Consider the following 22366-nt stretch of genomic DNA (forward strand, 5'->3'; position numbering starts at 1 on the left):
GTTGATTACCCTACTTTGGCCACATGGGGGTGCGAAGAGCGCTCGGCGGTCGGCAGATGATCGAGGTCACGGCTGACCAGCAGCAGGACTTCAGCCGAGGCATCGGACACTTGCGCCTTGTAACCGGCGATCGAGCGGGCAAAGACGTTGTAGATCACTACCGCAGGAATCGCCGCGACCAGGCCCAACGCAGTGGCCAGTAGGGCTTCGGCGATGCCGGGGGCGACGACGGCGAGGTTGGTGGTTTGGGTTTTGGCGATGCCGATGAAGCTGTTCATGATGCCCCACACCGTACCGAACAGACCCACGAATGGCGCGGTGGAACCAATGGTGGCGAGGACGCCGGTGCCGCTGCTCATGTTGCGACCGCAGGCTGCAACCAGACGCTCGAGACGGAAGGCAACACGTTCCTTGATACCCTCTTTCTCACGGCTGTTGACCGACAGGCGCATCTCTTCGAGGGCGTCATGGACCAGCAGGTTGGCGAGGGTGCCTGGCTGGGTGGCGGTCGCACTGGCTTCTCTAAGGGTGGTGGCTTTTTTCAGGTGGACGATTTCGCTGCGCAGACGACGCTTGGCGCCTATCAACTCGAAACCCTTGGCGATCCAGATGGTCCAGGTAATGATCGAAGCGATGGCCAGGCCGATCATCACGATTTTCACGATGATGTCGGCGTTCTGATACATCCCCCACGGCGACAGGTCGTGCGCCATGCCCAGGCTGTTGTCGGCTTCAAGGGCTTCGGGAGCATCCTCGGCGTCTACTGCCTGTGCCGGGTCGGTCGCGGCTGGCGCTACGGTTGGTGCGGCGTGATCGGCGGGCGCTGGAGCAGCAGCGCTGGTGGCCGGAGTCCCAGGCGCTTGTGCATCAGCGAAAGCGGCGATGGGCGCCAGCATCAGGCTGAGCAGCAGGGCGGCCGCAACGCTCCAGGCGCGAGGTCGTTTGGTTGGCGAAGCGGAGAATTGATTGCATGTCATGCTGGCCGGACCTGAGAGAGAAAATAGGGTAAATGTTCTTCCAGGCCTCGAGAGGCCGAGAACAAAAGTGGCGGGTATTATTGCAATTAATTCTTGTTAACAAAAGTGAAAGAGTCTCTTTTTTCCTTCATCGCTAGCCGCTCGTCCATTGCTGGCGCTAGTCTGTGGCTTTCCAAGAGGAGTTTTTTGATGTCCGCGCCTTCTGTTTTGATTGCCGGCTGTGGTGATGTCGGCAGTCGTCTGGCCACGCAATTGCTGGCCTCCGGGTGGGAGGTTCATGGCCTGAGGCGTGACATCTCACGTCTGCCCAAGGGGGTCATTGGCGTTGCCGGCGACTTGTTCAATAAGGACTGTCCCGAGACTTGGCCCATTGGTGCGGTGGATTACCTCGTGTATTGCGCGGCCGCTACCGATCACGACGAGGCCGGTTACCGCGCCGCTTATGTCGAGGGTTTGCAACATGTGCTGGAGTGGCTGGACGATTACGGTCAGGTGCCTAATCGTCTGCTGTTTGTTTCCAGCAGCAGTGTGTATGGCCAGCAGGATGGCGAATGGGTCGACGAGACTTCGCCGGCCGAGGCGGGGACAGGTTATTCCGGTCGCTTGATGCTGGAGGCCGAGCAAATTGCGCTCAACAGCGGCATCCCGGCCAGCATCGTGCGCTTGACCGGCATTTACGGCCCGGGCCGCGAATGGCTGCTGACCCAGGTTCGGCGCGGTTATCGCGTGGCTGTTGATCCGCCGCTGTACGGCAATCGCATTCACGCCGATGACGCGGCGGGACTGATGGCGTTTCTGCTCGAAGCGGATCGACGCGGCGTGGCGCTGGATGACGTCTATATCGGTGTCGACGATGCGCCTGCGCCACTGGCGGAAGTGGTGGGCTGGTTGCGCGAGTATCTGGGTGTCACCGAATGGTCTGAAGATGCGAGCGTGCGCCGCACTGGCAGCAAGCAGTGCAGTAATGCCCGGGCGAAGGCCTTGGGCTGGGCTCCGAAATATCCGAGTTATCGTGAAGGCTACGCTGCGATTATCGAAGGGCGCTGCTGACTTCCAGCTACCCCAAACAACTGTGGGAGCGAGCCTGCTCGCGATGGCGGCATAACAGTCAACGATGATGTTGAATGTTACGGCCTCATCGCGAGCAGGCTCGCTCCCACATTGGGTTTGCGTTGACCTTTAGGGCCGGGTTACTGCTTTTCCAGCAACCACTTGCGCTCGCCTGGTGTGAACTGAGGCATTTCGTCTGCCTGTGCGGTGTTCACCGCCTGCAGAATTTCCATCTCCTTGCCCTTGCGCGCAAAGATCCAGGTGTTGCCCTGGCCACTGAGTTGCAGCCACATGTTGTCATTGCCGCCGCTCATCGAGGCGCAATCGCCCGCCAGGCACAAGGCATATCGATCGGCACCCGGAAGACCGGCAACCTGGCCATCGGCCTGGAACTGCACGGCACTGCCTTCGCCCGGACCGCTGACGATTTTCCAGCTGCCGCCCATGTAGGCGGTGTACAGCGCACGTTCGAAGCTCGCGCCAATCGGTGCGCCGTCCGGCACCTGAATCAGCGCACGGTCAAAGACCTGCTCCGGTTCGTTGTCGTTGGCGGCCTGGTTCAGTCGCTTGCCGTCTCGCTTGAGTTCACTCGCGGAGCTGCCATAAAAGTCGACTTTCCATCCGCCGGACTCTTCGCCCAGCAGCTTGCCTTCGACATTTTCAAAACCGTTGGTGTAGCGAGCCTGAGCGGCCTTGGTGTTGACGTTCCACTCAAGGTTCGGACCATAGGCCTGGAGCGCTTCACGCAGGGGGCCGCCTTTGGCCGCAGCGTCGATTGCCGCCTGATTGATCCAGGTGCCGCTGATATCACGATCGGCCGGATTGCTGGCACAACCGCCCAAGAACAGGGCGACCAGCGAGAGAGCTAGCGCTTTGCGCATTTTGGAATCCTTTCAGAACCCTTTTTTACAAGATCGGTAGGCGCAACCTCAAAAGGCTGCGCCGTACGCATTTACTCGATGACCAGAATGGCATCCATCTCGACCTGCGAACCCTTTGGCAGGGCTGCAACGCCGATGGCGGCGCGGGCAGGGTAAGGTTGGTCGAAGTATTTGCCCATGATCTCGTTGACCTTGGCGAAGTGGCTCAGGTCGGTGAGGAAGATGTTCAGTTTGACGATGTCCTTGAACGAACCGCCAGCCGCTTCGGCGACGGCTTTGAGGTTCTCGAACACCTGGACGGTCTGGGCTTCGAAGCCTTCAACCAGTTCCATGGTTTTTGGGTCCAGAGGAATCTGCCCCGACATGTAAACGGTGTTGCCAGCCTTGATCGCCTGGGAGTAAGTACCGATAGCGGCCGGGGCCTTGTCGCTGGTGATAACAGTCTTGGTCATGAATGACTCCTTGTAATAGGTTGGCTTACGCGCGCATGCGGGTGATGCGAATCACCCCGGTCAGTGCGCGCAGTTTCTTGATCACGCGGGCCAGGTGCACGCGGTCGTGCACGCTGACCACCAGTTGGACCACGCTGATACGACCATCGCGTTCGTCCATGCTGATTTTTTCGATATTGCCGTCGGCCGCGTTGACGCTGCTGGCCAACAGGGCGATCAGGCCACGCTGGTGTTCCAGCTCGACGCGCAGCTCGACGTTGAATTCGCCGGTGACATCCTTGGCCCACGAGAGCTGGATGCATTTTTCCGGGTTGTGGCGGATTTCGCTGATGTTGCGGCAGTTGTCGAGGTGCACAACCATGCCTTTGCCTGCTGACAGGTGACCGACAATCGGGTCGCCCGGGATTGGTGTGCAGCACTTGGCGTAGCTGAGGACCAGGCCTTCGGTGCCGCGAATCGCCAGCGGGCCTTCCGGGCTTGGCAACTGTTCGCCTTCGCCGAGCAGGCGGCGGGCGACCACATAAGCCATGCGATTGCCCAGGCCGATGTCTTCGAGCAGGTCTTCGATCAGTTCCAGGCGGTATTCGGTGAGCATCGCCTTGACGCGCTCTGCCGGGACTTTTTCCAGCGAGCTATCGAAGCCATTCAGCACTTTGTTCAACAGGCGTTCGCCCAGGCTGATGGATTCGGAGCGGCGTTGCAGTTTCAGCGCATGGCGGATGTGGGTTCGCGCCTTGCCGGTGACCACAAAGTTGAGCCACGCCGGGTTCGGCCGTGCGCCAGGTGCGCTGACAATCTCGACCGTGGAGCCGCTTTGCAGCGGTTCGGACAGCGGTGCGAGACGGCGGTTGATCCGACAGGCGATGCAGCTGTTGCCCACGTCGGTGTGTACCGCGTAAGCGAAGTCGACCGCCGTGGAGCCTTTTGGCAGCTCCATGATCCGGCCTTTGGGCGTGAACACATAGACCTCGTCCGGGAACAGGTCGATCTTCACACTCTCGATGAATTCCAGCGAGTTGCCGGCGCGTTGCTGCATTTCCAGCACGCCCTTGACCCACTGCCGGGCGCGAGCGTGAGTGCCTTTGGGCTGCTCGTCGCCGCTGGATTTATACAGCCAATGGGCAGCGATGCCGTTGTTGGCCATCTCTTCCATTTCACGGGTGCGGATCTGGATCTCGATCGGAACACCGTGCATGCCGAACAGCGTGGTGTGCAGCGACTGGTAGCCGTTGGCCTTGGGGATCGCGATGTAATCCTTGAAGCGCCCCGGCAACGGTTTGTACAAATTATGCACAGCACCCAGCACGCGATAGCAGGTATCGACCTTGTCGACGATGATCCGGAACGCATACACGTCCATGATCTCGTTGAAGGCCCGACGCTTGCCGCGCATTTTCTTGTAGATGCCGTAGAGGTGTTTCTGACGACCGCTGACCTCGCCCTGAATGCCATCGATGGCCAGGCAGTGGCTGAGGGATTCCTCGATCTTGTTGACGATTTCCTTGCGGTTGCCCCGGGCGCGTTTGACGGCCTGGTTGATCCGCGCGGAACGCATCGGGTGCATGGCCTTGAAGCCCAGGTCTTCGAATTCTATGCGGATGGCGTGCATGCCCAGCCGGTTGGCGATGGGCGCATAGATTTCCAGGGTTTCCTTGGCGATCCGTCGGCGTTTTTCGCCAGACAGGACTTCCAGCGTGCGCATGTTGTGCAGGCGGTCGGCGAGCTTGACCAGGATCACGCGAATGTCGCGCGCCATGGCCATGGCCATTTTCTGGAAGTTTTCGGCCTGGGCTTCGGCTTTGGTCTCGAAGTTCATCTGGGTCAGTTTGCTGACCCCATCGACCAGTTCGGCCACGGTTTCACCGAACTGCGCTTGCAGCGCTTCTTTGGCAATACCGGTGTCTTCGATCACGTCATGCAGCATCGCAGCCATCAAACTCTGATGGTCCATGTGCATGTCGGCAAGAATGTTCGCCACCGCAAGAGGATGCGTGACGTACGCCTCGCCGCTACGGCGGCGTTGGCCGTCGTGGGCTTGTTCGGCGTAGAAGTACGCTCGGCGGACCAGATTGACCTGGTCCTTGCCGAGGTAGGTCGATAAGCGATCGGCGAGGGCGTCTATGCTCGGCATGATGAATCCTGCCGTTCGCTGTGACCCCGCGCCGTGCTACGTCGACCAGGCATGGCTTAGACGGCCTCGTTGGACTCGTCCTCGAACGCTGCGAACAGCGGTTCGTCTTCGACGATTTCAGCATTGGCGATGAACTCGTAGCTCATCAGGCCTTCAGCGATTTCACGCAGCGCTACGACGGTAGGCTTGTCGTTTTCCCACTGAACCAGTGGCTCTTTGCCGCCGGTGGCCAGTTGACGGGCACGCTTGGTAGACAGCATGACCAGCTCAAAGCGGTTTTCCACGTGGTTTAGGCAATCTTCAACGGTTACGCGGGCCATGGTATTCCTCGGAGCGAATGCAATATGCGCGCTGCCCGGTTGGGCGAGCGGACTCAACAGTTTAAAAAATCACCAGCGTTTAGGGAAGCGCTGATTTTTTGACCAAGCCCTTCAACGCGCTGCAAGTGCCAATGTAAAGCCCTTGCAGCGGTTTTGGGAAGCGCTGTTTCAGCCCAGCAATTCAGCCAGCAACATGCCGAAACGCACCTGTTGGCGCTTCTGTTGCAATTGATTGGCACGGAAAATCGCTTTCAGGTCATCCAGCGCGTGGGAGAAATCGTCATTGATGATCAGGTAGTCGTACTCGACATAGTGGCTCATTTCGTTGACGGCTTCACGCATCCGGCCGGCAATGATCTCGTCGCTGTCCTGGCCACGGTTGGTCAGGCGCTGGTGCAAGGCTTGCAGCGATGGCGGCAGAATGAAGATCGAACGCGCCTGGGGCATCAGCTTGCGCACTTGCTCGGCGCCCTGCCAGTCGATTTCCAGAATCAGGTCGTGGCCTTCGTCCAGCGTCTGCTGCAGGTGGCTTTGCGAGGTGCCGTAGAAGTTGCCGAATACTTCGGCGCGCTCCAGGAAATCACCGTGCTCGCCCATCTTCACAAAGGCTTCGCGGGTCACGAAGTGGTAGTTCACGCCGTCCACTTCACCCGGACGCATGGCGCGGGTGGTGTGGGAAATCGATACGCGAATCTCCGGGTTGGTGTCGGTCAGGGCCTTGACCAGGCTGCTTTTGCCCGCGCCCGAAGGGGCGGAAATGATGTACAGGGTGCCGGTGCTGTGGGTCATGTCTGTTTGCCTTACTCAATATTCTGCACTTGTTCGCGCATCTGCTCGATCAACACTTTGAGGTTGACCGCCGCTTGCGTGCTGCGCGGGTCGAAGGCTTTGGAGCCCAGTGTGTTGGCTTCGCGGTTGAGTTCCTGCATCAGGAAGTCCAGGCGCCGACCGGCAGCGCCGCCGGACTTGAGCACCCGGCGAACTTCGATGATGTGAGTGCTCAGGCGATCCAGTTCTTCGGCGACGTCGCTCTTTTGCGCGAGCATGACCATTTCCTGTTCGAGCCGCTGCGGGTCCATCTCGGCCTTCATGTCGGCAAAGCGGTCGAGGACTTTCTGGCGTTGGGTCGCGAGCATTTGCGGCACCAATTCACGCAGGGTGACAACGTCTGCTTCTATGGCGGTCAGCCGATCGCTGATCAGTCGCGCCAGCTCCGCGCCTTCGCGCTCGCGGCCGGCCTTGAGTTCTTTCAAGCCTTCGTTGAACAGTGCCAGTGCCTCGGCATTCAAGGCTTGCGGGTCTGTCGCATCGCCGACCAACACGCCCGGCCAGGCCAGGACTTCCAGAGGATTGAGCGCGGCCGGGTTCTTGATCAGGCTGGCGATCGTCTCGGCGGCGGCGACCAATTGGGCGGCACGCTCGCGGTCAACTTGCAGAGGCTTGTCAGTGTTTTCTTCGGTGAAGCGCAGGGTGCATTCGAGTTTGCCTCGGGATATGCCCTGGCGCAGCGCTTCGCGTACGGCGCCCTCGAGGTCGCGGAAAGACTCCGGCAGACGCAAGTGCGGCTCCAGGTAGCGACTGTTGACCGAGCGCAGTTCCCAGCTCAGCGTGCCTTGGGCGCCGGCTTTTTCGACACGGGCGAAGGCGGTCATGCTGTGCACCATGGAGGTACCTCGCAATGCAGGTTCATGCGTTACCAAAGGTTTCGCAGACCCGATCTAAATGAATTTAAGCCCAGAGGCAGCAAAGGCGCAGGATTGTAGCGCAGTGGGGCGGATGCGCCCAAACACACGGCGTGACAAAGGGCTGCAGGCCGTCGGTAAAGCGGTGTCCCAAGCTCTGGTCAGGGCCTTCAATCGTCGGGCAGATTTTTTAGACGTGCCCAGTCTCGGCCGGCGGCTCTATAATGCTCGGCAGTTTTCCGTCCCCAGTACAGGTATTCCCTATGAAACGTCCAAGTGGTCGCGCTGCCGATCAGCTCCGCTCGATCCGCATTACCCGCAACTACACCAAACACGCCGAGGGTTCTGTGCTGGTCGAGTTCGGTGATACCAAAGTCATCTGCACCGTCAGCGTTGAAAATGGCGTGCCGCGTTTCCTCAAAGGTCAGGGCCAGGGCTGGTTGACCGCCGAATACGGCATGCTGCCGCGCGCCACCGGCGAGCGTAACCAGCGTGAAGCGAGCCGCGGCAAGCAAGGCGGCCGCACCCTGGAAATCCAGCGTCTGATCGGCCGTTCGCTGCGCGCTTCCCTGGACATGTCCAAGCTGGGCGACGTCACCCTGTACGTCGATTGCGACGTGATTCAGGCAGACGGCGGCACCCGCACCGCGTCCATCACCGGCGCCATGGTTGCGCTGGTCGATGCCTTGAAAGTGATCAAGAAACGTGGCGGCCTGAAAGGCGGCGACCCGCTCAAGCAAATGATCGCTGCCGTTTCGGTTGGCATGTACCAGGGCGAGCCGGTCCTCGACCTCGACTATCTGGAAGACTCGGCTGCCGAGACCGACCTGAACGTGGTGATGACAAGCACCGGCGGCTTCATCGAAGTCCAGGGCACTGCCGAAGGCGCACCGTTCCAGCCGGAAGAGCTGAACGCTATGCTTGAGCTGGCGAAGAAAGGCATGACCGAGATCTTCGAACTGCAAAAGGCCGCACTGGCCGACTGATCGGATGTTCCACGCAAGGAGGACACCATGAGTGACGAGCAGCAGCTACTTCCCATCCCGAGCAAAGACGTTCGGCAGTGGGCGATGTTTTGTCACCTGTCCGCCTTGCTGGGGATCTGGATTCCATTTGGCACGCTGATCGGCCCGCTGATTCTCTGGCAGATGAAGCGCGAGATGGACCCGTTTGTCGATGCACAGGGCAAGGAGGCGCTGAACTTTCAGATCACCGTCGCCATTGCGTCGGCCATCTGCTTCCTGCTGATGGTGGTGATCATCGGGTTCTTCCTGTTTGGGCTGGTGGCGATTGGCGCGTTGGTGCTGACGATCATCGCTGGCGTGAAAGCCAATGAAGGGGTGCCGTATCGGTATCCGTTCACTTGGCGGTTGATCAAATAAACACCGTAAACCCTCTTGTGAGAGTGCTTGCTCTCACATTGGATGCTTTAAAACAAATGCCCTGACTTGTCAGGGCATTTGTATTTTTGCGGTTCAATTAAGTATCTGCGTATAAGGCGTGTGATATCGGTGATATCCGTGCCAAATCTCTTTATTAAACATCACTCTTACATCTTTAGTCACAACTGCAATGGCTCAGCATCGGCTGCGTCCTTGGCAATGAGACTTTGCGGTTGATAGAGTTGCCCCACGTTATATTCATTCAGAAATATTTCGACATATTCAAGCCATCGAAGGTCCTTGAATTTCAAGCAATCAGTGTTGAGACACTCAGCCGGTTCAAGAGGCGTGCGCAGGTAAAAAGTCCGCCTCTGAATATATAGCCAAGAATAATCCCAATGATTCAGCTCGATTTTTATGGAACGCTTGTGGCCGCCTCCTTAGTGCTTTTGCTGGGGCGCGGACTTGTTGCTCGTGTTGGTTTTTTACGTAATTACAATATTCCTGAGCCCGTCGCCGGCGGTCTGTTGGTTGCTCTGGCTCTGTTGGCATTGCGAACTTTTGATATTGAAGTCCGCTTCGATACTTCATTACAGACGCCGTTGATGTTGGCTTTTTTTGCCACTATCGGCTTGAGTGCGGATTTCGCCAGCCTGAAGAAGGGCGGTCGCGTAGTGGGCGTTTTTCTACTGGCAGTGGTCGGACTCCTGATCGTCCAGAATGCCATGGGCATCGGCCTCGCAAAAATGCTGGGGCTCGATCCTTTGATGGGCCTGCTGACAGGCTCGATTACGTTGTCGGGCGGTCACGGTACAGGCGCCGCGTGGGGGACGGTTTTCAGTGAGAAGTACGGTCTGGCTTCTGCCTCCGAGCTTGCGATTGCCTCTGCGACATTTGGCCTGGTGTTGGGTGGCTTGATTGGGGGGCCGGTCGCTCGCCTGCTGATCAAGCGTGTTCAAGTACCCGGCTGCCACCCTCAGGAAACGCCACGGTTGCCAAAGGGCTTTGAGCAGCCGAACAAAGAGCGCTCTATTACGCCATTTACGTTTATCGAGACACTTGCTTTGATTGCGGTCAGCTTATTGGCCGGCAATCTTCTGAATGGCTGGCTGCAAGGAACTGCACTTGAGTTGCCGACGTTCGTGTGCGTCTTGTTTGTGGGTGTGGTATTGCGCAATGGGCTTTCAGCGTTGGGTTTGTATCAGGTATTCGAGCGTGAAGTTTCCGTGCTGGGGAATGTCAGCCTGTCGCTGTTTCTGGCGATTGCCTTGATGTCGCTCAAGCTCTGGGATCTGGCGGCACTGGCCTTGCCGATCTTCATCATTCTGGCTGCGCAAGCGTTGGTCATGGCGCTGTTTGCGATTTTCGTGACGTTCAGAATCATGGGCAGCAACTACGATGCGGCGGTGTTGGCGGCAGGGCACTGCGGTTTTGGGTTGGGTGCCACACCCACGGCCATCGCTAACATGCAGGCGGTGACGCAGCGCTACGGGCCTTCGCAGATAGCGTTTCTGGTGGTGCCCATGGTGGGGGCGTTCTTCATCGACGTCGTTAATGTCATCGTGATCAAGCTGTATCTGGCGCTGCCGTTTTTTGCCGTTGCCTGAGGTTTGGGTCATGTTCGCTGGCGCATAAAAAATGCCCGTATCTTTCGATACGGGCATTTTTTTATCTGCGAAACGACGCTTAGATCGTCAGCGTCCAGTCGTAGTCCACGATCAGTGGCGCGTGCTGCGAGAACCGCGGCTGACGTGGCAGGCGTGCGCTGCGAACAAAACGGCGCAGGCCTGGGGTCAGCAGCTGATAGTCGAAACGCCAGCCCAGGTTGAGCATCTCAGCCTGTTCGTTGTCTGGCCACCAGCTGTACTGGTCGCCTTCACGGCTGACTTCGCGCAGGGCATCGACATAACCCATGTTGCCGACAATCTCGTCCATCCAGGCACGTTCAGGCGCCAGGAAGCCCGGCGATTGCTGGCTGTCGCGCCAGTTCTTGATATCCAGCTTCTGTTGCGCGACGTACAGCGAGCCACAGTAAATGTACTCGCGACGTTTGCGCCGCTGTTTATCCAGATAACGGGCGAAGTCGTCCATTAGCTTGAACTTCTGGTTCAAATCTTCATCGCCATTCTGCCCCGAAGGGAGCAGCAAGGTCGCGATGCTGACCTTATCGAAATCGGCTTGCAGGTAGCGCCCGTAGCGGTCGGCCGTCTCGAACCCGAGACCGCTGATGACTGCCTTCGGTTGCAACCGCGAATACAAAGCCACGCCACCCTGGGCGGGAACTTCGGCTTCGCAGGCATAAAGGAAGTAGCCATCCAGTTGGAAGGCTGGATCGTCCAGTTCAAAGGCGGAGGCGCGGGTGTCCTGCAGGCAGATGACGTCGGCATTCTGTGCTTGCAGCCAACTGAGCAACCCTCGCTCCACTGCAGCCTGAATACCATTGACGTTCACACTGATGATCCGCATAAATGGCCCCAAAAATCGCGTGCGTGTATGATACACGGCGTCAACCTAATTAGCTAAATCCGTGGTATTTGGGGTTTTTTTCATGCAAGCGTATCAGCGCGATTTCATTCGTTTTGCCATCGATCGCGGCGTTTTGCGCTTCGGTGAGTTCACCCTGAAGTCCGGACGCACCAGTCCTTACTTCTTCAATGCCGGCCTGTTCAACACAGGGAAGGCCCTTGCACAGCTGGGTCGTTTCTACGCGGCTGCCATCGTCGAGAGCGGAATCCCGTTCGACGTACTGTTTGGCCCGGCGTACAAAGGCATCCCGTTGGCGGCGACCACCGCGGTGGCGTTGGCCGAGCATCATGACCGTGATTTGCCTTGGTGCTTCAACCGCAAAGAAGCCAAGGCCCACGGCGAAGGCGGCAGTCTGGTTGGCGCGCCATTGACCGGCGATGTGCTGATCATCGACGACGTGATTACTGCCGGCACCGCGATCCGTGAAGTGATGCAGATCATCGCTTCCCAGGACGGCGCCAAGGCGGCGGGCGTGCTGATCGCCCTGAACCGTCAGGAGCGTGGCAATGGCGAGCTGTCCGCGATCCAGGAAGTGGAGCGCGACTTCGGCATTCCGGTGATCAGCATTGTTTCGTTGAACCAGGTGCTTGAGTTCTTGGCGGACGATCCACAGCTCAAGCAGCACCTGCCTGCTGTAGAAGCCTACCGGGCACAGTTCGGCGTCTAAAGAAAAGGCCCTGTGAGAACAGGGCCTTTTTTCATTGGAAAACCAAACTTTGTTTTACCTGTTTGGATACGGATCTTTCACCGCGTCACCTTGGCCGGTCAGAACCTTCCAGCCATTACGCGTGTGTGTCGATTTCTGGTACTGAGGGCACGGTGGAATCGAGGTCTTTGCCTGATTCGAATACCGATGCCCGCAGTCCACACATTCAAAGGTGCCTGCTGAAACATCACTGCCGTAAGGAACGTAATCTTTTTGCATGGGTAACTCTCCTGTGGATACAGGGAAGATCCTATGCAGATTGATGCTGGCACGATGTCGGATGTTTCGCTGAGTCAGGTAGGACGCTTCCGGCGCGCATAAAAAAGACCGCAGTCTTCACCAGCGCCTACAGAATATTCGTACTTCCGTAGGTGCCGGCGAAGGCTGCGGTCTTTTGTCGTTCTTGAATCAGGGACGCTTGCGATTGCTGATCAAAGTACCCACACCGGTATCGGTGAAAATCTCCAGCAGAATCGCATTCGGCACCCGGCCATCGATGATCAGCGAGCTGCCCACGCCGCCCTGTACCGCTTCCAGTGCGCAACGGATCTTCGGCAGCATGCCGCCGTAGATCGTACCGTCGGCAATCAGGTCGTCGACTTGCTGGGTGCTCAGGCCGGTCAGGACCGTGCCCGACTTGTCCATCAGGCCGGCGATGTTGGTCAGCAGCATCAGCTTCTCGGCTTTCAGCGCTTCGGCGACCTTGCCGGCCACCAGGTCAGCATTGATGTTGTACGACTCGCCGTTCTCGCCGACGCCGATTGGCGCGATCACCGGGATGAAGTTGCCTTTGACCAGCAGGTTCAGCAGCTCGGTGTTGATCCCGACCACTTCGCCCACCTGACCGATGTCGATGATTTCCGGCTGAGTCATCTCCGGGGTCTGGCGGGTGACGGTCAGTTTCTTCGCACGAATCAGGCCGGCGTCTTTACCGGTCAGGCCGATGGCGCTGCCGCCGTGACGGTTGATCAGATTGACGATGCTCTTGTTGACCTGGCCGCCGAGGACCATTTCCACCACATCCATGGTTGCGGCGTCGGTGACGCGCATGCCGTCGACGAAGTGGCTTTCGATCGACAGACGCTTGAGCAGGTCGCCGATTTGCGGGCCGCCGCCATGAACCACCACCGGGTTGATGCCCACGGCTTTCATCAGCACGATGTCACGGGCGAAGCCGGTTTTCAGCTCCTCGCTTTCCATCGCGTTGCCGCCGTATTTGATCACCAGAGTCTTGCCGACATAGCGTCGGATGTAAGGCAACGCTTCGGACAGAACCTGGGCGGTGTGGGCGGCGGCTTCGCGTTCGAGGGTCATTCAGGGCTCCGGGTGCTTCGTCAAATCAGAACGGTAATTGGAGATCAGGTGCAACACGCTTCAACTGGACTTTGAATACGTCCTTGATGCGCTGCAGTTCAGCCTCGTCATCGGCCTCGAAACGCAGCACCAGCACCGGTGTGGTGTTGGACGCGCGCACCAGGCCCCAGCCTTTGGCGTAGTCGACTCGCACGCCGTCAATGGTGGTCAGGTCGGCGCCTTCGCCCCACTTCGCATCGTGCAATGCATCAATGATGCTGAATTTGCTCTCTTCGGTCACATGGATATTGATTTCCGGCGTAGAAATATCGTTCGGGAAGGTCGCAAACAGCTCTTCCGCGGTGGATTTTTCCTTGCTGAGGATCTCCAGCAGACGCGCAGCGCTGTAAATGCCGTCGTCAAAACCGAACCAGCGCTCCTTGAAGAAGATGTGCCCGCTCATTTCGCCGGCCAACAGGGCGCCGGTTTGCTTCATTTTCTTTTTGATCAACGAGTGACCGGTCTTCCACATCAGCGGACGACCGCCGTATTCCTTGATCAGCGGTGTCAGGCGGCGGGTGCATTTGACGTCGAAGATGATTTCCGCGTTGGCGTTGCGCGCCAGTACGTCGCGGGCAAACAGCATCAGCAAGCGGTCAGGGTAGACGATGCTGCCAGTGTTGGTCACAACACCCACGCGGTCGCCGTCGCCATCGAAAGCCAGGCCCAGGTCAGCGTTGGTTTCCTTGACCTTGGCAATCAGGTCGACGAGGTTTTCAGGCTTGCCCGGGTCCGGGTGATGGTTGGGGAAGTTGCCGTCGACGTCGCAGAACAGCGGGATGACTTCGCAGTTCAGCGCTTCGATCAGTTGCGGGGCGATCACGCCGGCCGCGCCGTTGCCACAGTCGACCACCACTTTGAGGCGGCGAGCCAGTTTGATGTCCTGGACGATTTCGGTGTTGTAGCGATCGAGAATCTCGACCTGGGTGACGCTGCCCTTGCCGCTGCTCAGGTTGTTCGTCTTGAGGCGGTCATGCAGGGCCTGGATCTGTTCGTTGGCCAGGGTGTCGCCAGCGATCACGATCTTGAAGCCGTTGTAGTTCGACGGGTTATGGCTGCCGGTGAGCATCACGCCCGATTTGCCGGCCAGCACGTTGGCGGCGTAATACAGCGCAGGCGTTGGCACCAGGCCAACGTCGCTGACGTGACAACCACTGTCGGCCAGGCCTTTGATCAGTTGCTCGACCAGCTCCGGGCCGGACAGGCGACCGTCGCGACCGACTGAAACGTTCGGTTCGTCCTGGGCCAGACTCTGGGCACCGATTGCACGACCGAGCCAATAAGCGGTTTCAGCGTTCAAGAATTCCGGGACGGTGCCGCGAATGTCGTAGGCGCGGAAGATGCTGTCCGGAAACTTGGGTGGGACTTGGGCTGGGTTGCTCATCTGTAGGAATGCTCCATCTCGAAAGTGACTGGACAGGCCTGCGAAAAATGCGTCGGCCGGCTCAAACTGAAGGGTATGACGGCGTTTTCCACTGAGAGTTCGTGGTGTGTAAAGGCCATGCCACCTGCGTTTACGAGGTAATGACCGGTCAATGCCTTGATTTTGGGCACTAAACCTTCCAGATGAACTTTGTGCGAATTTTGCCTTGGCAGACCGAAGACAAGGTTGAGGCCGGGCAGGGCGCCCAGCCTGAACACCTGTAATCAGTGGCTGCCGGAATGCCCGAAACCGCCCGCACCACGTTCGGTTTCGACAAACTCTTCGACCATCTCGAAGTGCGCTTGAACCACCGGCACCAGCACCAGTTGGGCCAGGCGCTCGCCCACCACCATGTTGAAATCGGTCTGGCCACGGTTCCAGCACGACACCATCAGCGGGCCCTGGTAGTCGGAGTCGATCAAGCCGACCAGGTTGCCCAGCACGATGCCGTGCTTATGGCCCAGGCCGGAGCGCGGCAGGATCAGCGCCGCCAAACCGGGATCGCCAATGTAGACGGACAGGCCTGTCGGGATCAGCACGGTTTCGCCCGGCTTGATCACGGTGTCTTTTTCCAGCATGGCGCGCAGGTCCAGGCCGGCGGAGCCTGGAGTGGCGTACTGCGGCAACGGGAATTCGGTACCGATGCGAGGGTCGAGGATCTTGGCTTGCAAAGCGTGCATGTAAGTTAAACCTGGTTCAGACGTTCGGCGATAAAGGTGATCAGCTGGCGAGCAATCTTGCTCTTGCTGGTCTGGGCGAAGAGTGTGGCGTGAAGCTCACGGTCGATCACGCTGCAGGCGTTTTCTTCGCTGTTGAAGCCAATGCTCGGGTTGGCGACGTCGTTGGCGACGATCAAATCGAGGTTCTTGTCTTTCAACTTACGGGCAGCGTAATCGAGCAGGTGTTCGGTTTCGGCGGCGAAACCGACACTGAACGGACGGTCGGGACGCGTGGCGATGGTGGCCAGGATGTCCGGGTTACGCACCATCTGTAGCAACAAGCCGTCGCCGTTCGTAGGGTCTTTCTTGAGTTTTTGTGGGGCGACGACTTCCGGGCGGTAGTCCGCGACCGCTGCCGAGGCGATGAACAGGTCGCAAGGGATCGCAGCTTCACAGGCAGCGAGCATGTCGCGAGCGCTGACCACGTCGATGCGGGTGACGCGGTCCGGGGTCGGCAAGTGCACAGGGCCGGTGATCAACGTCACACGGGCGCCAGCTTCCACCGCGGCTTCGGCCAGGGCAAAGCCCATTTTTCCGGAGCTGTGGTTGGTGATGTAGCGCACCGGGTCAATGTTTTCCTGGGTCGGGCCGGCGGTGATCAGTACGTGTTTGCCGGTCAATGCCTGACGCTTGAAGCAGTCCGCCGCGCATTGGGCAAGTTCGACGGCTTCGAGCATGCGACCCAGGCCGACGTCGCCACAGGCCTGGCTGCCGGAGGCTGGGCCGAAGGCTTTGATGTCGCGGCTCTCGAGGGTTTTCAGGTTGGCCTGGGTCGCCGGGTCGCGCCACATGGCCTGGTTCATCGCCGGGGCAATGGCGACCACAGCGTCGGTGGCCAGCACCAGCGTGGTCAGCAAGTCGTCGGCGATGCCTTGGGCAAGGCGGGCGATCAGGTCCGCGGTGGCAGGGGCGATCAGCACCATGTCGGCCCATTTGGCCAGCTCGATATGGCCCATCGCGGCTTCAGCTGCCGGGTCCAGCAGGTCGAGGTGGACCGGGTGGCCGGACAGCGCCTGCATGGTCAACGGCGTGATGAACTCGCTGCCGCCACGGGTCATGACCACGCGCACTTCAGCGCCCTGGTCGATCAGGCGGCGAACCAGGTCGGCGCTTTTGTAGGCAGCAATGCCGCCGCCGACGCCCAGAACGATGCGTTTCCGATACAGCCGCTGCATAGGTCTGCCTTTCATTTCGATGGTGGCTGCATGGCGATACCCCCTCCCCAGGGATGAAATCGCCCGCAAAAAAGATGGGCTACGATATCACAGCGACCGCTATGGAACAGCGGCGCCCACATTCCAGGGAGGTGCTATGAGTATTCGTGATTGGCCGGCGGCCGAGCGGCCGCGGGAGAGGTTGCTCGAGTTGGGCTCGGGGAGCCTTTCGGACGCCGAGCTGTTGGCGATTTTTTTACGAACCGGTGTATCGGGTAAAAGTGCGGTGGATCTGGCGCGACACCTGTTGAATCAGTTTGGCAGCCTGCGTTCATTACTTGAGGCTGATCAAGCAGCGTTCAGCAGTCAGTTGGGGCTCGGGCCCGCGAAATTTGCGCAGTTGCAAGCCGCCCAGGAAATGGGCCGGCGGCATTTGGCCGAGCGCGCACGGCAAAAGTCGGCGCTGGAAAATCCACAGGCCGTTCGCGATTACCTGAAATCAATGCTGCGCCACGAGCCCCACGAGGTGTTTGGCTGCCTGTTTCTGGATTCCAGACATCAAGTCCTGGCCTTTGAGGTGCTGTTTCGCGGCTCCATCGACAACACCAGTGTCTATCCGAGGCAAGTGGTCAAACGCACGCTGGCCCACAACGCTGCCGCGTTGATCCTTTGTCACAACCATCCGTCAGGCAATACCAACCCCAGTCAAGCCGACCGAACGCTGACCAAGCGCCTGCAAGAGGCATTGGAGCTGATTGATGTGCGGGTGCTTGACCATTTCATCATCGGGGACGGGGAGCCGCTGTCGATGGCTGAGTACGGGTGGATGTGAGAGAGGTAAAGCGAGGCGATGGACCTGTGGGAGCGGGCTTGCCCGCGATGAGGTCAGCACATTCAACAAAGATGCTGACTGTGCTGACGCTATCGCGAGCAGGCTCGCTCCCACAGGGATTTGTGTTGTGTCGGATTACTTGAGGTTGACCTTGGAATAATCCTGGCGACCAAACGGGCTCACCGAATAACCCTCGACATCCTTGCGCGTCAGCGCGAAGGCCGTCGGGTGAGCCAACGGCAGCCACAGCGCCTGCTGCTGGATCTGCGCCTGGGCCTGTTCGTAGAGCTTGGTGCGCACACCTTGCTCGCCGGTGGTCTTGCCAGCGCTGATCAGCTTGTCCAGGTCCTGGCTGCAGTAGCGCGCGAAGTTGGTGCCGGACTTGACCGCGGCGCAGGAAAACTGCGGCGTGAGGAAGTTGTCAGGGTCACCGTTGTCGCCGGCCCAGCCCATGAACAACAGGTCATGCTCCCCAGCCTTGGCGCGGCGAATCAGCTCGCCCCACTCGATCACGCGAATCTCAGCCTGGATGCCGATTTCCGCAAGGTCGGACTGCAGCAATTGGGCGCCCAGGCTCGGGTTCGGATTCAGCAAGCTGCCCGACGGGCGGGTCCAGATGGTGGTCTGGAAGCCGTCCTTGAGTCCGGCCTTGGCCATCAATGCCTTGGCTTTCTCGACGTCATGGGGGTAGCCCGGCAAGCCTTTGGCGTAGCTCCAGGTGTTGGGCGGGTACGGGCCATTGGCGGGCTCGGCGGTGTCTTCGAAAACGGCTTTGACGTAATTGGCCTTGTCGAAGGCGAGGTTGATGGCCTGGCGCACTTCAGGTTTATCCAGCGGCGGATGTTGGCTGTTGATGCCGACGAACGCGGTCATGAAGGCATCAGTCTTTTCCACTTTCAACGTCGGCTCTTTCAGCGCGGCCTGTACGTCCAGAGGCTTGGGTGACAAGGCGATCTGGCATTCATTGCGGCGCAGTTTCTGCAGCCGCACGTTGGCATCCGGTGTAATGGCGAAGATCAGCGGGTCCACCGAAGGCTTGCCGCGGAAGTAGTCCGGGTTGGCCTTGTAGCGAATCGAAGCGTCTTTCTGGAACCGTGTGAACACGAACGGACCACTGCCGATCGGCTGGCTGTTAAATTTCTCCGGGGTGCCGGCCTTGAGCAGCTTGTCAGCGTATTCAGCTGAATAGATCGAAGCGAAGCCCATGCTCAAAGTTGCGAGGAAGGTCGAGTCGGGGTGGTCTAGGGTGAAGCGTATGGTCAGCGGGTCCAGTGCATCGATCTTCTTGATCAACGCCGGCAACTGCATCGACTGGGCGTGCGGGTACCCGCTTTGAGCCACTTTGTGCCAAGGATGCGCCGGGTCGAGCATGCGGTCGAAACTGAACTTCACGTCTTCGGCGGTCAGCTCACGCGTCGGGCTGAAATATTCAGTGCGGTGAAATTTCACCTGCGGGTGCAGTTTGAATACGTAGGTCAGGCCATCGGGCGAGACTTCCCAGCTGTCTGCGAGGCTGGCGACCACTTTGCCGCTGGCGGTATCGAAGTCCACCAGGCGATCCATCAGCACATCGGCCGAGGCATTGGTGGTGGTCAGCGAGTTGTATTGCACCACGTCAAACCCTTCAGGGCTGGCCTCGGTGCAGACGGTCAGTGCGGCGGCATGGGCCAGCGGGCTCAATAGAAGCGGGGCAAGCAGCAGCGGTAGGGCAGCGAGGCGCATGGTCGGATTCCTTTACAGATCGAAGGCCCATCTGCAAGTGCAGTCTGGAAAAGGCTTACCCTAGAGGGCTCTTTTGCAAATGACTATCCCCTTTTTCATTTTAAGGGGAGTATGTGCGATTGTTTTCGGTGCGCGCGGACCGAGGAAATCCCTGGATTGGCCTGTTGGCCGATTTCTGCGACGAGCGGTCTTTATCGACGATAGCCTTTATTCAAGGCGCTTGGAGCCAGAAAAATCGGGTTTTTATAAAGTCTGTGCACACGGAAAGTTGTTGCTCTCTAGTCTTTCTGGTATAAAGCAGCGCTCTTTTCTAGGGGCCCGGTTCCTTCACTTGTAGGTGTAGCCGGTAAGACCTCTAAAGAAACGCGGCGCCTGGCGCCAAATGACTGAGAGATTAAGCGGCCAACCCATGCCGGGTTGGGCATGTGGTTTTAGAGGGCTGAGGCATGTCGAGAGTATGTCAAGTTACCGGTAAGGGTCCGGTGACTGGGAATAACATTTCCCACGCAAACAACAAAACCCGTCGTCGTTTCCTGCCGAACCTGCAGCATCACCGCTTCTGGGTTGAAGAAGAGAAACGTTTCGTGCGTCTGCGCGTATCTGCCAAAGGCATGCGTATCATCGACAAGCGTGGCATCACTGTCGTGCTGGCCGAAATCCGCGCCGCTGGCAAGATCTAAGGGAGCTAATCATGCGTGAATTGATTCGTTTGATTTCGAGCGCCGGTACTGGTCACTTCTACACTACCGACAAGAACAAGCGCACTACTCCGGACAAAATCGAGATCAAGAAATTTGATCCGGTTGTTCGTAAGCACGTGATCTACAAAGAAGGCAAAATCAAGTAATTGATTTTTCCCTCTTACGAAAAAGGCCCGTATCGCGAGATACGGGCCTTTTTTGTTGCCTGGTTTTCGTGGTCCCTGTCAGGGCCTCATCGCGGGCCCGAACAGCGCTAGTCCTCAGGCCTTCTGTTCAAACGCCACATAGATCTTGCGGCACGTTTCCAGCACTTCCCAGGTGCCCCGGAACCCGGCCGGAATTACGAAGCGATCACCCGCGCGCACGGTTTTGCTGTTGCCGTCACTGTCGCGCAGCACTGAGACGCCCTGAACGATCTCGCAGTATTCGTGCTCGGTGAAATTCACCAGCCACTGGCCAACCGCACCTTCCCAAACTCCCGCGTTCAACTGGCCGCAAGGGCTGTTGTAGTGGTTGTAAACCACTTGCTCCGGGTCGCCTTTGAGGATTTTCGCCTGGTCCGGTTTATAGCGTTCGGGCTCGGTTTTGGCTTGGCTGAAGTCGACGACATCCTGGATATTCATTGTTCTAATCCCCCGTGATTGCGGCGCTATGGCTGGAAAGCCCAAAGTCTATGTTTATTAAAATGAACATCGCAAGGCCGTTTGACGGCCTTATGTCAAATATATTGAAACATGAGGGGTGGCTGGTTTAGGGTGGCGGTTGCCTTGGGCCGAAAATGCAGGCTGGCCGGGCAGAATTCCTGAGGACGCCCGCGAAGAACGCGGGGCGCTCGTATTCAACAAGAGGAGGATACTCGAATGACCACCCTGACTCGTGCCGATTGGGAACAACGGGCTCGCGATCTGAAGATCGAAGGCCGTGCCTACATCAATGGCGAATACACCGATGCCGTCTCCGGCGAGACCTTCGAGTGCATCAGCCCGGTCGATGGCCGTCTGCTGGGTAAGATTGCCAGCTGTGACGCCGCCGACGCCCAGCGCGCTGTTGAAAACGCCCGCGCCACTTTCAATTCCGGCGTCTGGTCGCGCCTGGCGCCGACCAAACGCAAAGCCACCATGATCCGTTTCGCCGGCCTGCTCAAACAGCACGCCGAAGAGTTGGCCCTGCTTGAAACCCTGGACATGGGCAAGCCGATCAGCGACTCCCTGTACATCGACGTTCCCGGCGCGGCGCAAGCCCTGAGCTGGAGCGGTGAAGCCATCGACAAGATCTACGACGAAGTCGCCGCCACCCCGCACGATCAGTTGGGTCTGGTAACTCGCGAACCGGTCGGCGTGGTTGGCGCCATCGTGCCGTGGAACTTCCCGCTGATGATGGCCTGCTGGAAACTCGGCCCGGCGCTGTCCACCGGCAACTCGGTAATCCTCAAGCCATCCGAAAAATCGCCGCTGACGGCTATTCGCATCGCGGCCCTGGCCGTTGAAGCCGGCATCCCGAAAGGCGTGCTGAACGTGCTGCCGGGTTACGGTCACACGGTCGGCAAGGCCCTGGCCCTGCACAACGATGTCGACACCTTGGTGTTCACCGGTTCGACCAAGATCGCCAAGCAACTGCTGATCTACTCCGGCGAATCGAACATGAAGCGCGTCTGGCTTGAAGCCGGCGGCAAGAGCCCGAACATCGTGTTCGCCGATGCCCCGGACCTGCAAGCCGCAGCCGAAGCCGCCGCCGGCGCCATTGCCTTCAACCAGGGCGAAGTCTGCACCGCCGGTTCGCGTCTGCTGGTCGAGCGTTCAATCAAGGACACTTTCTTGCCGCTGGTAATCGAAGCGCTGAAAACCTGGAAGCCGGGCAACCCACTGGACCCGGCGACCAACGTCGGCGCTCTGGTCGATACCCAGCAGATGAACACCGTGCTGTCCTACATCGAGTCTGGCCACACCGACGGCGCCAAACTGGTGGCGGGCGGCAAGCGCATTCTTCAGGAAACCGGTGGCACCTATGTTGAGCCGACGATTTTCGACGGCGTCAGCAATGCGATGAAAATCGCTCAGGAAGAAATCTTCGGCCCAGTGCTGTCGGTGATCACTTTCGATACCGCCGAAGAAGCCGTTGCGATCGCTAACGACACGCCATACGGCCTGGCCGCAGCGGTGTGGACCAAGGACATCTCCAAGGCTCACCTGACCGCCCGTGCGCTGCGTGCCGGTAGCGTCTGGGTCAACCAATACGATGGCGGCGACATGACCGCGCCGTTCGGTGGCTTCAAGCAGTCGGGTAACGGCCGCGACAAGTCGCTGCACGCGTTCGACAAGTACACCGAGCTGAAGGCGACCTGGATCAAGTTGTAAG

23 protein-coding genes and 1 pseudogene are annotated in these 22366 nt (G+C 58.9%); 9 read left to right on the top strand and 15 right to left on the bottom strand.

The window, feature by feature from the left end; all coding sequences use genetic code 11:
• Window positions 1-5: 5 nt before the first annotated feature.
• Window positions 6-977, bottom strand: a complete 972-nt coding sequence (gene exbB / locus BLQ41_RS05510; protein WP_090177983.1) for a tonB-system energizer ExbB — start codon at window positions 975-977, stop codon at window positions 6-8.
• 189 nt (window positions 978-1166) lie between these two features.
• On the opposite strand from exbB, the gene BLQ41_RS05515 reads away from it, so the two are divergent.
• The gene (locus tag BLQ41_RS05515; protein WP_090177986.1) at window positions 1167-2027 is read left to right on the top strand and encodes an SDR family oxidoreductase; all 861 of its coding nucleotides are present in this window, start codon (window positions 1167-1169) and stop codon (window positions 2025-2027) included.
• Between the two features lie 140 nt (window positions 2028-2167).
• Here the strand turns inward: BLQ41_RS05515 and BLQ41_RS05520 are convergent, their stop codons facing one another.
• The 6 genes from BLQ41_RS05520 to BLQ41_RS05545 form a co-directional block, all read right to left on the bottom strand.
• The gene (locus BLQ41_RS05520; protein WP_090177989.1) at window positions 2168-2908 is read right to left on the bottom strand and encodes a hypothetical protein; all 741 of its coding nucleotides are present in this window, start codon (window positions 2906-2908) and stop codon (window positions 2168-2170) included.
• Between the two features lie 71 nt (window positions 2909-2979).
• Window positions 2980-3360 carry a RidA family protein gene (locus BLQ41_RS05525; RefSeq protein WP_003229509.1) on the bottom strand — a complete coding sequence of 127 codons (381 nt, stop codon included), beginning with the start codon at window positions 3358-3360 and terminating at the stop codon, window positions 2980-2982.
• 25 nt (window positions 3361-3385) lie between these two features.
• Complete coding sequence (spoT, locus tag BLQ41_RS05530; protein WP_090177991.1) at window positions 3386-5491, bottom strand: bifunctional GTP diphosphokinase/guanosine-3',5'-bis pyrophosphate 3'-pyrophosphohydrolase; 2106 nt, start codon at window positions 5489-5491, stop codon at window positions 3386-3388.
• A 56-nt stretch (window positions 5492-5547) separates the two neighbouring features.
• A complete protein-coding gene (rpoZ, locus tag BLQ41_RS05535; RefSeq protein ID WP_007894670.1) occupies window positions 5548-5811 on the bottom strand; it encodes a DNA-directed RNA polymerase subunit omega in 264 nt (87 codons plus the stop codon).
• A 168-nt stretch (window positions 5812-5979) separates the two neighbouring features.
• Window positions 5980-6600 (bottom strand): guanylate kinase, encoded by a 621-nt coding sequence (gene gmk / locus BLQ41_RS05540; RefSeq protein ID WP_090177994.1) that lies wholly within the window; start codon window positions 6598-6600, stop codon window positions 5980-5982.
• 11 nt (window positions 6601-6611) lie between these two features.
• Window positions 6612-7475, bottom strand: a complete 864-nt coding sequence (locus BLQ41_RS05545; RefSeq protein ID WP_090177998.1) for a YicC/YloC family endoribonuclease — start codon at window positions 7473-7475, stop codon at window positions 6612-6614.
• Between the two features lie 281 nt (window positions 7476-7756).
• Between BLQ41_RS05545 and rph the strand changes: the two genes are divergently transcribed.
• The 3 genes from rph (at window position 7757) to gltS (ending at window position 10482) form a co-directional block, all read left to right on the top strand.
• Window positions 7757-8479, top strand: a complete 723-nt coding sequence (gene rph / locus BLQ41_RS05550; RefSeq protein WP_010465211.1) for a ribonuclease PH — start codon at window positions 7757-7759, stop codon at window positions 8477-8479.
• A gap of 27 nt (window positions 8480-8506) precedes the next feature.
• Window positions 8507-8875, top strand: coding sequence for a DUF4870 domain-containing protein (locus tag BLQ41_RS05555; RefSeq protein WP_090178001.1), 369 nt, complete (start codon window positions 8507-8509; stop codon window positions 8873-8875).
• Between the two features lie 398 nt (window positions 8876-9273).
• Window positions 9274-10482, top strand: coding sequence for a sodium/glutamate symporter (gene gltS / locus BLQ41_RS05560; protein WP_090178005.1), 1209 nt, complete (start codon window positions 9274-9276; stop codon window positions 10480-10482).
• Window positions 10483-10561: 79 nt separating this feature from the next.
• On the opposite strand, the gene BLQ41_RS05565 is transcribed toward gltS, so the two are convergent.
• Window positions 10562-11341 carry an exodeoxyribonuclease III gene (locus BLQ41_RS05565; RefSeq protein WP_007934608.1) on the bottom strand — a complete coding sequence of 260 codons (780 nt, stop codon included), beginning with the start codon at window positions 11339-11341 and terminating at the stop codon, window positions 10562-10564.
• An 82-nt stretch (window positions 11342-11423) separates the two neighbouring features.
• Here BLQ41_RS05565 and pyrE point away from each other — a divergent pair, with 82 nt between their 5' ends.
• Window positions 11424-12068, top strand: coding sequence for an orotate phosphoribosyltransferase (gene pyrE / locus BLQ41_RS05570; protein WP_090178008.1), 645 nt, complete (start codon window positions 11424-11426; stop codon window positions 12066-12068).
• A gap of 54 nt (window positions 12069-12122) precedes the next feature.
• Here the strand turns inward: pyrE and BLQ41_RS05575 are convergent, their stop codons facing one another.
• The 5 genes and pseudogenes from BLQ41_RS05575 to coaBC form a co-directional block, all read right to left on the bottom strand.
• Window positions 12123-12326, bottom strand: coding sequence for a zinc ribbon-containing protein (locus tag BLQ41_RS05575; RefSeq protein ID WP_090178010.1), 204 nt, complete (start codon window positions 12324-12326; stop codon window positions 12123-12125).
• A gap of 189 nt (window positions 12327-12515) precedes the next feature.
• Complete coding sequence (gene argB / locus BLQ41_RS05580) at window positions 12516-13421, bottom strand: acetylglutamate kinase (protein WP_003229488.1); 906 nt, start codon at window positions 13419-13421, stop codon at window positions 12516-12518.
• Window positions 13422-13446: 25 nt separating this feature from the next.
• A pseudogene (locus BLQ41_RS05585) lies at window positions 13447-14820 on the bottom strand (phosphomannomutase/phosphoglucomutase); the annotation flags it as partial.
• Between the two features lie 287 nt (window positions 14821-15107).
• Complete coding sequence (gene dut, locus BLQ41_RS05590) at window positions 15108-15563, bottom strand: dUTP diphosphatase (RefSeq protein WP_059403885.1); 456 nt, start codon at window positions 15561-15563, stop codon at window positions 15108-15110.
• A gap of 5 nt (window positions 15564-15568) precedes the next feature.
• On the bottom strand, window positions 15569-16777 hold the full coding sequence (coaBC, locus tag BLQ41_RS05595; protein WP_090178016.1) for a bifunctional phosphopantothenoylcysteine decarboxylase/phosphopantothenate--cysteine ligase CoaBC: 1209 nt from the start codon (window positions 16775-16777) through the stop codon (window positions 15569-15571).
• Window positions 16778-16913: 136 nt separating this feature from the next.
• Here coaBC and radC point away from each other — a divergent pair, with 136 nt between their 5' ends.
• Window positions 16914-17588 (top strand): RadC family protein, encoded by a 675-nt coding sequence (gene radC, locus BLQ41_RS05600; protein WP_090178019.1) that lies wholly within the window; start codon window positions 16914-16916, stop codon window positions 17586-17588.
• 135 nt (window positions 17589-17723) lie between these two features.
• On the opposite strand, the gene BLQ41_RS05605 is transcribed toward radC, so the two are convergent.
• Complete coding sequence (locus tag BLQ41_RS05605; protein WP_090178021.1) at window positions 17724-19310, bottom strand: ABC transporter substrate-binding protein; 1587 nt, start codon at window positions 19308-19310, stop codon at window positions 17724-17726.
• A 446-nt stretch (window positions 19311-19756) separates the two neighbouring features.
• Here BLQ41_RS05605 and rpmB point away from each other — a divergent pair, with 446 nt between their 5' ends.
• Together rpmB and rpmG are read left to right on the top strand one after the other, a co-directional pair.
• Complete coding sequence (gene rpmB / locus BLQ41_RS05610; protein WP_003176907.1) at window positions 19757-19990, top strand: 50S ribosomal protein L28; 234 nt, start codon at window positions 19757-19759, stop codon at window positions 19988-19990.
• 11 nt (window positions 19991-20001) lie between these two features.
• The gene (rpmG, locus tag BLQ41_RS05615) at window positions 20002-20157 is read left to right on the top strand and encodes a 50S ribosomal protein L33 (RefSeq protein ID WP_007894709.1); all 156 of its coding nucleotides are present in this window, start codon (window positions 20002-20004) and stop codon (window positions 20155-20157) included.
• 114 nt (window positions 20158-20271) lie between these two features.
• Here the strand turns inward: rpmG and BLQ41_RS05620 are convergent, their stop codons facing one another.
• Entirely contained in the window at window positions 20272-20634 is a 363-nt protein-coding gene (locus tag BLQ41_RS05620) for a cupin domain-containing protein (RefSeq protein WP_090178023.1), read from the bottom strand.
• Between the two features lie 237 nt (window positions 20635-20871).
• On the opposite strand from BLQ41_RS05620, the gene BLQ41_RS05625 reads away from it, so the two are divergent.
• A complete protein-coding gene (locus BLQ41_RS05625; protein ID WP_090178026.1) occupies window positions 20872-22365 on the top strand; it encodes an aldehyde dehydrogenase in 1494 nt (497 codons plus the stop codon).
• Window position 22366: the final 1 nt, after the last annotated feature.

This window comes from Pseudomonas arsenicoxydans (assembly GCF_900103875.1).
Classification (GTDB): Bacteria; Pseudomonadota; Gammaproteobacteria; order Pseudomonadales; family Pseudomonadaceae; genus Aquipseudomonas; species Aquipseudomonas arsenicoxydans.

Bases quoted from the DNA above. Each gene is read 5' to 3' on its own strand.
- pyrE (WP_090178008.1), top strand. From the start codon at position 11,424: ATGCAAGCGTATCAGCGCGATTTCATTCGTTTTGCCATCGATCGCGGC.
- BLQ41_RS05525 (WP_003229509.1), bottom strand. From the start codon at position 3,360: ATGACCAAGACTGTTATCACCAGCGACAAGGCCCCGGCCGCTATCGGT.
- BLQ41_RS05555 (WP_090178001.1), top strand. From the start codon at position 8,507: ATGAGTGACGAGCAGCAGCTACTTCCCATCCCGAGCAAAGACGTTCGG.
- BLQ41_RS05620 (WP_090178023.1), bottom strand. From the start codon at position 20,634: ATGAATATCCAGGATGTCGTCGACTTCAGCCAAGCCAAAACCGAGCCC.
- coaBC (WP_090178016.1), bottom strand. From the start codon at position 16,777: ATGCAGCGGCTGTATCGGAAACGCATCGTTCTGGGCGTCGGCGGCGGC.
- rpmG (WP_007894709.1), top strand. From the start codon at position 20,002: ATGCGTGAATTGATTCGTTTGATTTCGAGCGCCGGTACTGGTCACTTC.
- gmk (WP_090177994.1), bottom strand. From the start codon at position 6,600: ATGACCCACAGCACCGGCACCCTGTACATCATTTCCGCCCCTTCGGGC.
- rph (WP_010465211.1), top strand. From the start codon at position 7,757: ATGAAACGTCCAAGTGGTCGCGCTGCCGATCAGCTCCGCTCGATCCGC.
- BLQ41_RS05520 (WP_090177989.1), bottom strand. From the start codon at position 2,908: ATGCGCAAAGCGCTAGCTCTCTCGCTGGTCGCCCTGTTCTTGGGCGGT.
- gltS (WP_090178005.1), top strand. From the start codon at position 9,274: ATGATTCAGCTCGATTTTTATGGAACGCTTGTGGCCGCCTCCTTAGTG.
- BLQ41_RS05625 (WP_090178026.1), top strand. From the start codon at position 20,872: ATGACCACCCTGACTCGTGCCGATTGGGAACAACGGGCTCGCGATCTG.
- BLQ41_RS05565 (WP_007934608.1), bottom strand. From the start codon at position 11,341: ATGCGGATCATCAGTGTGAACGTCAATGGTATTCAGGCTGCAGTGGAG.
- BLQ41_RS05575 (WP_090178010.1), bottom strand. From the start codon at position 12,326: ATGCAAAAAGATTACGTTCCTTACGGCAGTGATGTTTCAGCAGGCACC.
- rpmB (WP_003176907.1), top strand. From the start codon at position 19,757: ATGTCGAGAGTATGTCAAGTTACCGGTAAGGGTCCGGTGACTGGGAAT.
- argB (WP_003229488.1), bottom strand. From the start codon at position 13,421: ATGACCCTCGAACGCGAAGCCGCCGCCCACACCGCCCAGGTTCTGTCC.
- spoT (WP_090177991.1), bottom strand. From the start codon at position 5,491: ATGCCGAGCATAGACGCCCTCGCCGATCGCTTATCGACCTACCTCGGC.
- radC (WP_090178019.1), top strand. From the start codon at position 16,914: ATGAGTATTCGTGATTGGCCGGCGGCCGAGCGGCCGCGGGAGAGGTTG.
- BLQ41_RS05605 (WP_090178021.1), bottom strand. From the start codon at position 19,310: ATGCGCCTCGCTGCCCTACCGCTGCTGCTTGCCCCGCTTCTATTGAGC.
- BLQ41_RS05545 (WP_090177998.1), bottom strand. From the start codon at position 7,475: ATGGTGCACAGCATGACCGCCTTCGCCCGTGTCGAAAAAGCCGGCGCC.
- exbB (WP_090177983.1), bottom strand. From the start codon at position 977: ATGACATGCAATCAATTCTCCGCTTCGCCAACCAAACGACCTCGCGCC.
- dut (WP_059403885.1), bottom strand. From the start codon at position 15,563: ATGCACGCTTTGCAAGCCAAGATCCTCGACCCTCGCATCGGTACCGAA.
- BLQ41_RS05515 (WP_090177986.1), top strand. From the start codon at position 1,167: ATGTCCGCGCCTTCTGTTTTGATTGCCGGCTGTGGTGATGTCGGCAGT.
- rpoZ (WP_007894670.1), bottom strand. From the start codon at position 5,811: ATGGCCCGCGTAACCGTTGAAGATTGCCTAAACCACGTGGAAAACCGC.